At 37.9% G+C, this 15224-nt stretch carries 17 protein-coding genes; 16 read left to right on the top strand and 1 reads right to left on the bottom strand.

The window, feature by feature from the left end; translation table 11 throughout:
• Positions 1–47: 47 nt before the first annotated feature.
• Positions 48–2294 carry an ATP-dependent Clp protease ATP-binding subunit gene (locus IEV09_RS08440; RefSeq protein WP_188367851.1) on the bottom strand — a complete coding sequence of 749 codons (2247 nt, stop codon included), beginning with the start codon at positions 2292–2294 and terminating at the stop codon, positions 48–50.
• Between the two features lie 213 nt (positions 2295–2507).
• Between IEV09_RS08440 and ykzS the strand changes: the two genes are divergently transcribed.
• The 16 genes from ykzS (at position 2508) to fabZ (ending at position 15219) form a co-directional block, all read left to right on the top strand.
• A complete protein-coding gene (gene ykzS, locus IEV09_RS08445) occupies positions 2508–2699 on the top strand; it encodes a protein YkzS (protein WP_188367852.1) in 192 nt (63 codons plus the stop codon).
• 166 nt (positions 2700–2865) lie between these two features.
• Complete coding sequence (locus IEV09_RS08450) at positions 2866–3132, top strand: phosphocarrier protein HPr (protein ID WP_188367853.1); 267 nt, start codon at positions 2866–2868, stop codon at positions 3130–3132.
• Complete coding sequence (ptsP, locus tag IEV09_RS08455) at positions 3132–4859, top strand: phosphoenolpyruvate--protein phosphotransferase (protein ID WP_188367854.1); 1728 nt, start codon at positions 3132–3134, stop codon at positions 4857–4859. The genes IEV09_RS08450 and ptsP overlap by 1 nt, the downstream gene beginning before the upstream one ends.
• Positions 4860–5129: 270 nt before the next feature.
• Positions 5130–6137 carry an LTA glycolipid anchor biosynthesis glycosyltransferase, IagA/BgsA family gene (locus tag IEV09_RS08460; protein WP_188367855.1) on the top strand — a complete coding sequence of 336 codons (1008 nt, stop codon included), beginning with the start codon at positions 5130–5132 and terminating at the stop codon, positions 6135–6137.
• Between the two features lie 23 nt (positions 6138–6160).
• Complete coding sequence (locus IEV09_RS08465; RefSeq protein ID WP_188367856.1) at positions 6161–7387, top strand: glycosyltransferase family 4 protein; 1227 nt, start codon at positions 6161–6163, stop codon at positions 7385–7387.
• Positions 7388–7407: 20 nt separating this feature from the next.
• Positions 7408–8274, top strand: a complete 867-nt coding sequence (locus IEV09_RS08470) for an NAD(P)-dependent oxidoreductase (RefSeq protein ID WP_188367857.1) — start codon at positions 7408–7410, stop codon at positions 8272–8274.
• 152 nt (positions 8275–8426) lie between these two features.
• The gene (locus tag IEV09_RS08475; protein ID WP_188367858.1) at positions 8427–8657 is read left to right on the top strand and encodes a YkuJ family protein; all 231 of its coding nucleotides are present in this window, start codon (positions 8427–8429) and stop codon (positions 8655–8657) included.
• Between the two features lie 254 nt (positions 8658–8911).
• Complete coding sequence (locus IEV09_RS08480) at positions 8912–9364, top strand: GNAT family N-acetyltransferase (protein ID WP_188367859.1); 453 nt, start codon at positions 8912–8914, stop codon at positions 9362–9364.
• 180 nt (positions 9365–9544) lie between these two features.
• Complete coding sequence (gene fabT, locus IEV09_RS08485) at positions 9545–9985, top strand: fatty acid biosynthesis transcriptional regulator FabT (RefSeq protein ID WP_188367860.1); 441 nt, start codon at positions 9545–9547, stop codon at positions 9983–9985.
• A gap of 10 nt (positions 9986–9995) precedes the next feature.
• Positions 9996–10967 carry a beta-ketoacyl-ACP synthase III gene (locus IEV09_RS08490; RefSeq protein ID WP_188367861.1) on the top strand — a complete coding sequence of 324 codons (972 nt, stop codon included), beginning with the start codon at positions 9996–9998 and terminating at the stop codon, positions 10965–10967.
• A 58-nt stretch (positions 10968–11025) separates the two neighbouring features.
• Positions 11026–11247 (top strand): acyl carrier protein, encoded by a 222-nt coding sequence (locus IEV09_RS08495; RefSeq protein WP_188367862.1) that lies wholly within the window; start codon positions 11026–11028, stop codon positions 11245–11247.
• A gap of 116 nt (positions 11248–11363) precedes the next feature.
• Positions 11364–12287: an ACP S-malonyltransferase gene (fabD, locus tag IEV09_RS08500; RefSeq protein ID WP_188367863.1), complete on the top strand. Its 924-nt coding sequence runs from the start codon at positions 11364–11366 to the stop codon at positions 12285–12287.
• Positions 12288–12296: 9 nt separating this feature from the next.
• A complete protein-coding gene (gene fabG, locus IEV09_RS08505; RefSeq protein ID WP_188367864.1) occupies positions 12297–13034 on the top strand; it encodes a 3-oxoacyl-[acyl-carrier-protein] reductase in 738 nt (245 codons plus the stop codon).
• A gap of 18 nt (positions 13035–13052) precedes the next feature.
• Complete coding sequence (gene fabF, locus IEV09_RS08510; protein ID WP_188367865.1) at positions 13053–14288, top strand: beta-ketoacyl-ACP synthase II; 1236 nt, start codon at positions 13053–13055, stop codon at positions 14286–14288.
• A gap of 7 nt (positions 14289–14295) precedes the next feature.
• Complete coding sequence (gene accB, locus IEV09_RS08515; RefSeq protein WP_188367866.1) at positions 14296–14787, top strand: acetyl-CoA carboxylase biotin carboxyl carrier protein; 492 nt, start codon at positions 14296–14298, stop codon at positions 14785–14787.
• 3 nt (positions 14788–14790) lie between these two features.
• Positions 14791–15219, top strand: coding sequence for a 3-hydroxyacyl-ACP dehydratase FabZ (gene fabZ / locus IEV09_RS08520; RefSeq protein ID WP_188367867.1), 429 nt, complete (start codon positions 14791–14793; stop codon positions 15217–15219).
• The last annotated feature ends 5 nt before the right edge of the window (positions 15220–15224 follow it).

Raw genomic sequence — 15224 nt, forward strand, 5'->3', positions numbered from 1 at the left:
TCTCAATCGAAGAATCGAGTGAGAGACCTTTGTACATCTTGTATTTGTTAGTCATTTTGTTCGGACGTGATTTCAACGACGGGTTCGACTGTTTCAAATGGAATGATTGAGATTTCATTATCTTCCGTTAAAACAGCTTGTAGATGATGTTTCGTCGGATGATCTATATAAAAATCAGCAATGCCATCTTCAATTTGTTCTTGGATGGTTCGACGTAATGGTCTTGCACCCATTGAAGGATCGTAACCAAGATCAACTAGTTTTTCTTGGACGGCAATTGGCACGTCAATGTGTAGATTTTGTGTCTTAATTTGCTCGTTCACTTCATCAATCATGAGTGAAACAATTGATAATAAGTTTTCTTTGCTAAGTTCTTTGAATTCGATGATGCCATCGAAGCGGTTTAAGAACTCAGGAGCAAAGTAGTGGTGTAGTTGATTTAAAATTGAGCGGTTGACACCATCTCTTGTTGCTGCGAACCCAACATTTGCTTCTACGTTTCTAGTACCGGCATTACTAGTCATAATGATTAACGTATCTTTAAAGCTGACAGTTCGTCCTTTAGCGTCTGTTAAGCGACCGTCTTCTAAGATTTGAAGGAACATGTGTAAAACATCCGGGTGCGCTTTTTCGACTTCATCCAATAAAATAAGACTATAAGGGTTGCGGCGAACTTTTTCGGTTAATTGCCCAGCTTCTTCATAACCAACATAACCTGGAGGTGAGCCGATTAATTTGGCTGTACTATGTTTTTCCATATATTCAGACATATCAAAACGAATCATTGAATCGGCTGAACCAAACATTTCTGTTGCCAGTTGTTTTGCTAGCTCAGTCTTACCAACTCCTGTAGGTCCAACGAAAAGGAAGGAGCCGATTGGTCGATTTTGTTTGCTAAGTCCCACGCGATTGCGTCGGATTGCTTTAGCTACTTTATCAATCGCTTGCGTTTGACCAATGACATGGCTATTTAAATCGGCTGCTAAGTTTTTCAGCTGTGTTTGTTCTTTTTCTTTCAGTTCACCCACCGGGATACCTGTACGTTCTTCAACAATTTGTTCCATTGTTTGTTCAGTGATAATTGGTGTTTCCTCATCTGTAACTTTATGTTGTTTTAATTTCTCTAGTTTTGCAATTTGATCGCGATAATAAGCGGCTTTTTCAAAATCTTCTTCTTTGGATGCGAGTGCTTTTTGCTCCTCTGAGTACGCTAGTTTTTCTTCAATTTCTTTTGGATCGATCATGTTAATTGTTAAGTTTTTCTTAGAACCAGATTCATCGAGTAAGTCAATGGCTTTATCCGGTAAGAAACGATCTTGAATGTAGCGGTGTGAAAGTGTCGCCGCGGCTTCAATCGCCTCGTTCGTGTATTTAACGTGGTGGTAATCTTCGTAACGTGATTGCAAGCCTTTTAAAATGGCAATCGTTTCTTCGACTGTCGGCTCGTCGACACGTACCGGTTGCATACGACGTTCAAGTGCCGGATCTTTTTCGATAATACGGTACTCACTTAACGTAGTTGCTCCAACCATTTGCAATTCACCACGAGCAAGTGCTGGTTTTAAAATATTTCCAGCATCTAAATTCCCGTCGCCAGCATTCCCAGCGCCGACAATTTCATGCACTTCATCAATGAATAGAATAATATTATCGGCTGCTTTGACTTCTTCAATTAATTTTTGCATTCGTTCTTCAAATTGTCCACGAATACCAGTTCCTTGAACAAGCGAAGCGACATCTAAACGAATGACTTCTTTGTTCTTAAGTTTTTGTGGCACGTCACCATCGACAATCTTTTGGGCGAAACCTTCCACGACAGCTGTTTTACCAACACCGGGTTCACCAATTAAGACCGGATTATTCTTTGTTCGACGATTTAAAATTTCGATCAAACGAATGACTTCATTATCACGACCGATGACAGGGTCAATCGCACCATTACGGGCTTGATCGGTAATATTAATCCCATATTCATCTAAAAGGCCGCCATTTTGATTGTTTGTAGGTTGGGCACCACCGTTAAAGAAATGGTTGCCACCACCTGCACCACCCGTTTGAGTTGGGGGTGTTTTTTGATTTTGTTCTTTTTGCATTTGTTGCGATAATTGTCTAAATAAATCGTCTAAGTTATTAAATCCAAAGGGGTCACGAGGGCCTTGGTTCATCGTAGGGTTTGCTTGGTTTTTCATTTGTTGGTAACAACTTTGACAATAATCAATTTGTTTACGTTGTCCACCGACATTTGCGTATAAATGAATAGTTGCTTCATTTTTGTCACAATTTTGACAGCGCATAGAAACACGACCTTTCTATTGAGATTATTTATGTGTTTTTTGGTAAAAATAAAAGATCAAGATAAAGCTGACCAATATTGACCTTTCATGATTTTATTATACAATTTTTTAAAAATCGTGCAAGTTTTTTGAACGAACCTTATAAATCTCTTTGCATATACGAAATCTTACCTTAGAATAATAGAGAAACAAAGGAGTCGAGGAGGGGTGCAAGTGAACGAGAATCATTATAGTGAAGAGATTCAAAAACTCGTTGATGGAGTGATTGATGAAATTATTATTGAAAAGGAAAATTTTCTGACTTTCAGAAATGCTTGGTTAATCAATGAAAACAAAAATTTGATTATTGGTGAAGCGGGATTAAGCGGGCAAGTTGTTTACCGTTTGGTCAACGTGAACAAATAAATTCACCAATTCTAAGTAATTGTAACGAAAGTAGTTGTTAATTAAGACGAAAAATGGTAATCTTAACAACTGAAAGGGTCTTTACTAAGTTGGTAGCGATTCAATCCGCTAACCATTAGGATTCCCTCAAAAAAAATACTATCTATCATGAAGGAGATTGATTAATATGGAAAAGAAAGATTTTAACGTAATCGCAGAGACAGGGATTCATGCACGCCCTGCAACATTATTAGTTCAAACAGCAAGCAAATTTAACTCTGATATCAATTTAGAGTACAAAGGTAAATCAGTAAACCTTAAATCAATTATGGGCGTAATGTCTTTAGGTGTTGGTCAAGGATCTGATGTAACAATTTCTATCGAAGGAACTGACGAAGCAGAAGCAATGGCTGCAATCACTGAAACAATGCAAAAAGAAGGGTTGTCTAACTAATGACTGAAATGCTAAAAGGAATCGCAGCCAGTGATGGCGTTGCTGTTGCCAAAGCATATCTATTAGTTCAACCAGACTTATCCTTTACAAAAGTTACAGTAGAAGACAGTCAAGCTGAAGCAGCACGCTTAGATGATGCTTTAAGCAAGTCATCAGAAGAATTACAACAAATTCGTAACAAAGCTGCTGAAAGCTTAGGTGAAGAAGAAGCACAAGTATTCGATGCTCACTTAATGGTTTTGAGCGACCCAGATATGATTGGTCAAATCAAACAAAACATCTCAGACAATAAAGTTAACGCAGAATCTGCCTTAAAAGAAGTGACTGATATGTATATTGGTATGTTTGAAGCGATGGAAGATAATGCTTACATGCAAGAACGTGCTGCGGATATTCGCGACGTTGCAAAACGTATTTTGGCACACTTATTGCAAGTTGTATTACCAAATCCATCCATGATTAACGAAGAAGTTGTTGTTGTGGCACATGATTTAACACCAAGTGACACGGCACAATTAGATCGTAATTTTGTAAAAGCTTTTGTAACTGACATCGGTGGTCGTACGTCACATTCAGCTATTATGGCTCGTTCGTTAGAAATTCCAGCGATTGTTGGAACTGGCGAAATCACTGCAAAAGTGAAAGCCGGAGACATTTTAGCGGTGAATGGTATCGAAGGTGATGTGATTATTCACCCAACTGAAGATCAAAAAGCAAACATTGTTAAAATTGGTGAAGACTACGCTGCTCAAAAAGTAGAGTGGGAAAAACTAAAACATGCAGAAACAGTTACAGCTGACGGCAAACATTTTGAACTTGCTGCAAACATTGGAACACCAAAAGATTTAACTGGTGCTCACAACAATGGTGCAGAAGGTGTTGGTTTATATCGTACAGAATTCCTATATATGGATTCTCCAGATTTCCCAACAGAAGAAGATCAATATGTTGCTTATAAAGCAGTGCTTGAAGGCATGTCTGGTAAGCCAGTGGTTGTTCGTACAATGGACATTGGTGGCGATAAGGAATTACCTTACTTGCAATTACCACACGAGATGAACCCATTCTTAGGTTACCGTGCGTTACGTATTAGCTTATCATCATTAGGAGAAGACATGTTCCGTACGCAATTACGTGCATTATTACGTGCTTCTGTTCATGGTAATTTGCGCATTATGTTCCCAATGGTAGCTACTTTACAAGAATTCCGTTCAGCTAAAAAAATGTACGATGAAGAGAAAGCTAAATTAGTTGCAGAAGGTGTGGCAGTTTCTGATACGATTCAAGTCGGTATCATGATTGAAATTCCAGCAGCAGCTATTCTAGCGGATCGATTCGCTAAAGAAGTTGACTTCTTCAGTATCGGAACAAACGATTTAATCCAATATACAATGGCGGCAGACCGTATGAACGAACAAGTTTCTTACCTTTACCAACCATATAACCCATCAATTCTACGTTTAATTAAAAACGTTGTTGATGCAGCGCACGCTGAAGGTAAATGGGCTGGAATGTGTGGAGAAATGGCCGGCGATCAAACAGCTGTTCCATTATTAATGGGTATTGGTTTAGATGAATTTTCTATGAGTGCAACATCTATTCTTAAAACTCGTAGCCTAATGAAAAAATTAGATACAAGTAAAATGAAAGAATTTGCCGATCGTGCGTTAACTGAGTGCGACACAATGGAAGATGTTCTTGAAATCATGAAAGAATACATCAACTAATTATTTACATCATTTGGACTCGTGAGATAATCTGCTCTATAGATTATCCCACGAGTTTTTTGTTGTTTGTCAACTCAATGAGTGACATCAATCATTTGAATTGTTTCGATAACTTTTTTTGCGTTTCGATTTAGTTTTTCAAAAAAACATTTTGTGTTATGCTTATAATGAACTGAAAATCAATGGAATAAAATCAGACTCAAGGACGATTTTCTAAAAAATACCTATGTTATACTAAAGAGGTAATGTAAAGAAGGGAATGTGTCTTTCGTGAAAATACTTTTGTACTTTGAAAGTCAAAAACTTTTAGAAAAATCAGGCATTGGTCGTGCGTTTACGCATCAGAAAAAAGCGCTAGAAAGTGTTCATGTTGCTTATACGGATCAACAGTCAGAAAACAATTATGATATTTTACATATTAATACATACGGGTTAAATAGCTATCGCATGATCAGACAAGCCAAGCAAAAAAACAAAAAAATTATTTATCATGCGCATTCTACAGCAGAGGATTTTCGTAATTCTTTTATCGGATCAAATCTTTTAGCGCCATTATATAAAAAACATTTAATCAAACTCTATAGTGCTGCAGATCAATTAATTACACCGACACCGTATTCAAAAAAAATTATCGAAAACTATGGGATTCAAACACCAATCAAAGTTCTATCAAATGGTGTGTCTTTAGAGAAATTCCAAGCTTGTAAAACAAAAGAACAAAAATTTAGAGAATACTTCTCATTAACTCCTGAACAAAAAGTCGTAATTTCAGTAGGTCTTTATTTTGAAAGAAAAGGGATTTTAGACTTTGTTAAAGTAGCGGAAGCTTTTCCAGAATATACGTTTATCTGGTTTGGCTATACACCATTGTATAGTGTGCCAACCAAAGTGCGCAAAGTCGTGCAAGGGGATCATCCGGATAATGTTATTTTCCCCGGTTACATTAAAGGAGATATTTTAGAGGGAGCTTACACAAATGCTGATTTGTTTTTCTTTCCTTCTTATGAAGAAACGGAAGGAATTGTTGTTTTAGAAGCATTGGCGAGCCACCAACACATGTTATTACGAGCAATTCCAGTTTACAATGAATGGTTAACAGACAAAGAAAATTGTTATATGGGAGCAACGAATGAAGCGTTTGTGTCATTAATCAAAAAAATAATGGCAAAAGAGCTACCAGACTTGCGTGAGAGTGGTTATCAAACGGCAGTCGAAAAAAGTATACCAGAAATAGGAAAACGATTAAAAGCGATTTATGAAGAAGTACTAGAACGGTAAAGGGAAGTTGAAGGTGAAATAAAATGAAAATTGGTTTTTTTACAGATACGTATTTTCCGCAAGTTAGTGGTGTTTCGACGTCAATTAAAACATTAAAAGAACAACTAGAGCTAAAAGGGCACGAAGTTTATATTTTTACAACAACGGATCCAAAAGCGCCGAAATATGAACGAAATATTATTCGGATGCCGAGTGTTCCATTTGTGTCCTTTAAAGAACGCCGCATTGTTGTTCGAGGTTTTTGGTTTGCGTATCTTAAAGCAAAAGAGTATGACTTGGATTTAATACACACTCATACGGAATTTGGTGCCGGGTTATTAGGGAAGTGGATTGGTAAGCGACTGGATGTGCCAGTGATTCATACGTACCATACAATGTATGAAGATTATTTGCATTATATTGCGAAGGGGAAAGTTCTACGTCCATCATATGTTAAGTTTTTATCACGCGAATTTGTGGATCATTCATCGGGAGTTGTTTGTCCAAGTCAGCGTGTAGTCGATACTTTACGGCGCTATGGAGCGAGAGCACAGATGCGAATTATTCCAACAGGTATCGATGTTGAGAAATTTATTCGACCAGATATTACACAAGAAATGTCGCAATCATTACGGGAGAAATGGGGCATTATGCCGGAGCAAAAATTATTGCTGTCATTAAGTCGTCTTTCTTATGAAAAAAACATCCACAAAATTATTGAAGAGTTGCCGCAAGTGATCACCGCGTTTCCAGAGGTGCGTCTAATGATTGTTGGAGATGGTCCTTATCGGGCTAATTTAGAGTCTCTCGTGGCGGAACTTGGTTTAACAGAAGTTGTGGTCTTTGTAGGCGAAGTACCGGCTGATGAAGTGGCTCATTATTACCATGCCGCTGATTATTTTGTCAGTGCCTCAACTTCAGAAACGCAAGGATTAACGTACACCGAAGCAATGGCTTCAGGTACTCAGATGATTGTTGCAGGAAATGCTTACTTAGATCAGTTAATTACTGACTATTCTCTAGGGCAGACTTATGATGAGCGACAAGGTTTTTCAGCGAGTTTGATTGAATATTTAACGGATAATCCAGCTAAGAATCCAGCCGTCGTGCAACAGAAATTATACGAGATTTCTGCTGAATTTTTTGGTGAATCAATGATTGCTTTTTATTGTGAGGTTTTGAATCAATATGTCGAAAAAAAGTTTCAAGAAAGAAAAGATGAGAGTCGTTTAAAAACACGATTGAGACAATTTAAAATACTGACAAAATAAGCGTAGTTGGAGGAATCAAGATGAAAGTTGGGTTTATTGGAACGGGCGTGATGGGGCAATCGATTGTCAAACACCTTTTAAATGCGGGGCATGAGGTGTCGATTTATACACGAACAAAGAGTAAAGCGGATGATTTAATTGCTCGTGGAGCTAATTGGTGCGTCAGTGCGAAAGAAGTTGCTGCAGCAAGTGAAATCATCTTTACGATGGTTGGTTACCCGAGTGATGTGGAAGCGACTTATTTTGATACGGAAAAAGGAATTTTTGCGAGCGATGTCTCAAATAAAGTTTTAGTGGATTTAACGACGAGTACTCCTACGCTAGCAGAGAAAATCGAGCAGTTCGCACGTGAACGGCAAGGATTTAGCCTGGATGCGCCTGTTTCAGGTGGCGATTTAGGAGCACAGAATGGTACATTGACGATTATGGTTGGAGGAAGTTCAGAGGCATATGAGCGCGTCTTACCACTGTTTGAAGCTTTCGGGAAATCGTATCGTCTCCACGGAGCAGCTGGAAAAGGCCAACATACAAAAATGGCCAATCAGATTATGGTAGCAGGAACCATGCTTGGCATGACAGAGATGCTTGTCTATAGTCAATCGGCAGGTTTGGATTTAAAGAACGTCGTTGAAACATTAGCAGGTGGTGCAGCAGCGAATTGGTCGATGATTAATTATTCTCCACGTATTTTAAGTCAAGATTATACACCAGGTTTCTTTGTAAAGCATTTTATAAAAGATTTAAAAATTGTACTAGATGAAGCAAAAAATATGGGCATTGAATTACCGATGACACAATTAGCCGAACAACTTTATGAAAAGCTAGCAACAAAAGGTTTTGCTGACGATGGAACGCAAGCCTTAATTAAACTTTGGTGGTCCAATTAAGTCGACAAATCGGTATTTTTTCAGGTATTTTTTTATTATAAGAAATCAAAGATTAGTAAAAAATTAAAAAGTGAAAAAAACACCGAAAATCAATGCAAGAAGGCCGTACTTTTGTTACAATGTAACAGAAGTGAAAAAAGGAGGTCTAGTGAATGAAAAATTCTCAATTAGTAGCAATCATCAAACGCTTAGAAGCGATGATTGAGGCGCAAGATAACGAGGTACAAATTCGTCGATTTGAAAAAGAAGGCGTGGAACAGTGTACAGTTAGTTATGATCATTCAACAGAAACTTTTGAATTAACAGATAGTCAAACGAAACAACCTTATCAATTTGATAATGTTGATATTGTGGCCATTGAAATTTATGATTTAATTCAATAAAAAAATATCTGAGAAGAGCTACGTAATGTACTTCTTTTCAGATATTTTTTTCAATCCAAGTTTTATTTCCTTTATTATAAGGATGATAAAGAATGAGAGATAGGGTACGGTTGATAAGAATCGGTTATCGACTGCGGCTGCTTCCCTTTAATTGTTGAAAGAAGTTAGCTGTTCAGCCCATGTCGTGTCTTTTTAGAGATGTGATGCTGAAAAAAGTATGATTGATTATCGTTATTAGGAGTGAAGGAGAAAACATGTTTCAAAAATTAGATTTATCAAACGACGAAATTGCACAAGAGGTGTATCGTATTCAAAAATCTGCCTATCTAATAGAAGCAGAATTATTAGGTACAGATGAAATCCCGCCCTTACAGGAATCATATGAAAGTTTACAAGCTGTAGATGAGTTGTTCATCGGTTCTTATCATGACTCAAAATTAGTCGGGATACTTTCATATAAGATTGAAGGGAGCACCCTTGATATTTATCGCTTATTTGTTGATCCCCGTGTATTTAGACAAGGGATTGGTCGTCAGTTACTAGATTATGTCAATCAAAGGCATTCTGAATGTAAAAAAATGATCGTATCAACCGGACACAAAAATTTACCGGCGATTCAATTTTATACAAAACACGGTTTTGAAAAAGAGAGTGAAGTTATACTTTCCGAAAATTTAACGATTATAAATTTCATTAAAAAAATATAAAAAAGAAAAAATAGTTTGATAGTCAAAGGGAAAAAAGCTGGTTTTTTAGCGAAAAAAGCGTTTTTTTAGCTAAAAATCATAGAAATATCCAAAATAAGCTTGCAATTCATGCTTATTTAAATTATAGTTTGATTGTCAAACGATTTGACTATCAAACTAATTGAGTGAGGACTGCTAAAGATGCGACCGGATTTTGAAAAAATTAACGATTTATTAGTGGAAGTTTTTAACGATATTTTAGTAATTGAAGAATCGGAATTAAGAAAATCACACTTTAATGATTTATCGATTACAGAAATGCATACGATTGAAGCAATTGGTATGTATCGTAAGAAAACGACTTCTGAAGTCGCTAAGGAACTTGCAATTACGGTAGGTACGTTAACAACAGCTATCAATCGATTAGTTAAAAAGAATTACGTTGAACGAATTCGTAGTGAAGACGATCGACGTGTTGTTAAATTATCATTGACGAAAAAAGGAAAGCTATTGTACCGTGTTCACCAAAGCTTCCATCGAAAAATGATTGAAGCGACATTACAGAACATGGAGAAGGATGAATCAGAGGCGCTTTTACGAGCTTTGAATAATCTTCATCTTTTCTTACAAGAGTATAAGTGAGTGTATATGCATGATGAAATTTGGAAAGATTACAGCAACTGCTAGTTATTTACCAGAACAAATCATTACAAATGATCAACTAGCTGAAGTAATGGATACGAGTGATGAATGGATTTATTCTCGTACAGGAATTAAAGAACGACGAATCGCAACGACTGAAAACACTTCTGATTTATGTATTCAAGTCGCGAATAAGTTGCTCGGAAAAAGTCAGGTAACCGCACAAGAACTTGATTTTGTGCTTGTTGCAACGATGTCTCCAGATTACAATTCACCTTCTGTGGCTTGTCTTGTACAAGGCGCAATCGGTGCGACCAATGCTTTTGCCTTTGATATTAGTGCCGCATGTGCAGGATTTGTTTACGCCTTATCAATGGGCGAAAAACTGATTCGTACAGGTTCCAAAAAAGGCCTAATTATTGGTGGTGAAGTGATATCGAAAGTTTTGGACTGGGAAGATCGGACAACTGCTGTATTGTTTGGTGATGGTGCAGGCGGGGTGTTATTAGAAGCTTCAGAACACCAACACTTACTAAAAGAAAGCCTTCATGCGGATGGGACGCGAGGCCTATCATTAACATCAGGTTTTGCGAATGTGCAAAACAACCCATTTACAAAAGAAGTAACTAAAAAAACGGCTTGTCTTCAGATGAACGGTCGAGATATTTTTGATTTTGCGACACGTGATGTGGCGAAAAGTCTTGCAACCTTAATTGAAGGCGAAGAAGAGACGATTGATTATTATCTTCTTCATCAAGCGAATTCACGTATTTTAGATAAAATTGCGCGCAAATTAAAAGTTGAGCGACATAAATTTCTACAAAACATGGATAAATATGGCAATACATCGGCAGCAACGATTCCAATTTTATTAGATGAATCCGTTGAAGCAGGTACAATTGTTTTAGGCAACAACCAAAAAGTGGTTCTTTCAGGTTTTGGTGGGGGTTTAACATGGGGTTCCGTGTTAATCACTCTATAAACTTGTGAACATAAATTAAAAAATAAAATGAATATAACTATATTGGAGGAATTTTAAAATGTCATTTGAAAAAATTCAAGAAATTATCGCAGAAGAATTAGGTAAAGATGTAGAAGAAATTAAATTAACAACGAATATCCAAGAAGATCTAGAAGCAGATAGCTTAGATTTATTCCAAATCATCAACGAAATCGAAGATGAGTTTGATGTGAAAATCGAAACAGAAGACGGTATTACAACAGTTGAAGATTTAGTTAAATACGTAGAAAAACAAGCATAATTCAAAAGGCTGGGCTAAAAGCCTGGCCTTTGCTTTTTTCCAAAAAAGACTAAAACGCTGAGATATTTTTTGATTCCTCAAAAAATGAAGACTTTAACGTATCGAAGGAGATTGACATGAAGAAAGCTTTTTTATTTAGTGGACAAGGTGCACAGTATGTGGGCATGGGACAAGAGTTATACGAACAAGAACCGATTGTCAAAGCAACATTTGATGAGGCCAGTCGTGTCCTTGGTTATGATATGGCAAATCAATGCTTTACTGAAAATGAGCAGCTAAACCAAACAGAATATACACAACCAGCTATTTTAACAGTGAGCGTCGCATTTTGGCGCTTATTGCAAGAAAAAGGTCAAACGTGTGATTATGTTGCTGGACTAAGTCTAGGTGAGTACTCAGCCTTGGTGGCTAGCGGTGCGCTAGATTTTGATGTTGCGCTAAAACTTGTTGCTCAGCGTGGGGCATTTATGGCCAATGCGGCACCACATGGCACCGGAAAAATGGTTGCTGTGATGAATACACCGATTGAAACGATTGAAGAAGCGTGTCAAAAAGCCAGTGCAATAGGCATTGTTTCTCCTGCGAATTATAATACGCCTCAACAAATCGTGATTGGCGGCGAAGTTGCGGCAGTTGACCAAGCAATGGCTTATTTAACAGAAGCAGGTGCTAAGCGGATGATTCCGCTAAATGTGAGTGGCCCTTTTCATACGGCCCTTTTAAAGCCGGCTGCTGAACAATTAAAAGCAGTTCTAGCTGACGTTTCATTCAATGAAATGATCATTCCGGTGATTAGTAACACAACTGCCAAAGTTATGGCCCAAAGCGAGATTAAAGAGTTACTAGAACAACAAGTGATGTCCCCTGTACGTTTTTACGAAAGTATTGATACACTGAAACATTTAGGTGTCGAACAAATCGTTGAAATTGGACCAGGAAAAGTATTGACTGGTTTTGTGAAGAAAATTGATAAGACAATCAAAGTGACGCGTGTCGAAGATGTGAAAACATTCGAAGAGACATTGAGCGCTTTAGGTTAGGAGACGACTATGAATTTAAAAGATAAAGTTGCTTTTATTACAGGTAGCACACGTGGTATTGGGTTAGAAATTGCAAAAGCTTTTGCAAAAGAAGGTGCCAATATTGTTTTAAATGGACGCAGTGCCATTTCAGATGCACTCATTGCAGAAATCACTGACCTTGGTGTGAAATGTATCGCTGTTTCGGGTGACATTTCTGATTTTGAGCAAGCGGGTAGAATGATTAAAGAAACGGAAGATCAGTTAGGACCGGTAACAATTCTAGTTAACAATGCTGGAATTACGAATGATAAGTTAATGTTAAGAATGAAACCAGACGAGTTTGATCAAGTGTTAAAAATCAATTTAACCGGTACGTTTAATATGACGCAACAAGTTTTAAAGAAAATGTTAAAACAACGTGAAGGTGCGATTATTAACTTATCGAGCGTCTCTGGTTTAATGGGGAACGTTGGACAAGCAAACTACGCGGCAAGTAAAGCAGGAGTCATTGGTTTTACCAAATCGGTTGCTCGTGAAGTTGCCCCTCGTGGCATTACGTGTAATGCGATTGCTCCTGGGTTTATCAAAACCGATATGACCGATGTATTGTCAGAAAAAGTCGTAGAAGAAGTCATGAAAAATATTCCGATGCAACGTTTTGGTGAAGTGTCAGATGTCGCTCAAACAGCCATCTTTTTAGCAAAAAGTACTTACATTACAGGTCAAGTCATCAATGTTGATGGCGGCTTAGTGATGCACGGATAAGGATAGGAGAATAATAGAATGAATCGAGTAGTAGTTACAGGTTATGGTGTTGCTTCTCCAATCGGAAACACACCGGAAGACTTTTTATCGAGTTTAAAAAATGGAACAAACGGGATTGGACCAATCACGAAATTTGATGCAGAAGCAACAGGGATTTCTGTTGCTGGTGAGGTCAAAGAATTTCCTTTAGAAAAATATTTCAAGAAAAAAGATACAAAACGAATGGATATGTTTTCAATCTATGGTATTTATGCGGCATTAGAAGCGCTTGAGATGGCTGAACTATCAAGTGATAAGGTCGATCAGGACCGCTTTGGTGTAATCGTTGGATCAGGAATCGGTGGTTTACCTACGATTCAAGATCAAGTAACACGCATGAATGATAAAGGTGCCAATCGCGTATCGCCAATGTTTGTTCCAATGTCAATCGTAAACATGGTTGCGGGAAATATTGCTTTACGTGTCGGTGCAAAAGGTATTTGTACAACAATTGTAACAGCATGTGCTTCAGGAACGCACTCAATCGGTGAAGCTTTCCGTAGTATTAAACATGGCTATTCCGATGTCATTATTGCTGGTGGATCAGAAGCGACGATTTGTGAAATTGGAATCGCAGGATTTGCTGCGTTAACAGCTTTGACCACAGAAACAGATCCAAATAAAGCGTCAACACCTTTTGATAAGAATCGTAGTGGATTTGTTATGGGTGAAGGTGCGGGTGTCTTTGTGATGGAATCATTAGAGCATGCACTGGCACGTGGCGCGAACATTTTAGGTGAAGTTGTAGGATATGGCGCGAACTGTGATGCTTATCATATGACAGCGCCGAATCCAGATGGTTCAGGAGCTGGAAAAGCGATGAAACTTGCGATGGCTGAAGCAGGCGTTCAACCGTCTGAAATTGGCTACATCAACGCTCATGGAACAAGTACGCCAGCTAACGATAGTGCAGAAGCAACATCGATTCAATATGGGCTAGGTGAAAATTACCGTAACGCGTATGTAAGTAGTACGAAATCGATGACCGGACACTTATTAGGTGCTGCTGGTGGGATCGAAGCAATTGCATCACTCTTAGCTTTACAACATCAATTTGTTCCGCCGACAATCAATGTAACTGAGCAAGATGAGGCGATTGATTTAAATATTGTCATTAATGACAGTATTGAAGCTGATTTAACATATGCGATGAGTAACTCATTAGGCTTTGGTGGACACAATGCTGTACTTTTATTGAAGCGTTGGGAGGCGTAGGCATAAAATGGAACAAAAAGACTTAAAAGAATTATTATCGTTATTTAGTGAGTCAACTTTGACAGAATTTAACTTAAAAGAAGGTTCGTTTGAACTTTATTTAAATAAAAATAATGTATCAAGAGGACAAGCGGCGCAAACAACACAAGCGATTCATCAAGAAGCAGCTCAAGCTCAAGTACCGCATGCACCTCAAGTTTCACTACCGGTCGTTCAAGAAGCAGTTGTTGAAAAAGCGCCTATAGCAAGTGTAGCGGCAGGAACGGAGATTGTTTCGCCATTAGTCGGCGTGGTCTATTTAAAACCGGCACCAGACAAACCGAATTTTAAATCCGTTGGCGATCGCGTAACAAAAGGTGAAGTCGTTTGTATTGTTGAAGCGATGAAAGTAATGAATGAAATTACAAGTGATGTGACCGGCGAAATTGTGGCGGTTGTCGTTGAAAATGAGGATGTTGTTGAATACAATCAACCATTATTCCGTGTGAAAGAAGGATAAAAAATGACACAATTAAATATTCAACAAATTAAAGAAATTATTCCACATCGTTATCCGATGCTTTTAATCGATCGTGTGGAAGAGTTAATCGATGGTGAAAAAGTAATTGCGAAGAAAAACGTGACAATTAATGAACCATTTTTCCAAGGTCATTTCCCTCACGAACCTGTGATGCCTGGCGTATTAATTGTTGAAGCAATGGCACAAGCCGGTGCGGTAGCGCTACTTTCTTTAGAACAATTTAAAGGGAAAACGGCTTACTTTGGTGGGATTGATAAAGCGAAGTTTCGTCAAAAAGTTACACCAGGTGACACGTTGATTTTAGAAGTTGAAATCATCAAAGTAAAATCTTCAGCAGGAATTGGTAAAGGGATTGCTCGTGTTGACGGCAAAAAAGTTGCCGAAGCAGAATTAACTTTCATGATTGGATAGGTGAC

This window comes from Enterococcus alcedinis (assembly GCF_014635985.1).
In the GTDB taxonomy this organism is placed as follows: domain Bacteria; phylum Bacillota; class Bacilli; order Lactobacillales; family Enterococcaceae; genus Enterococcus_I; species Enterococcus_I alcedinis.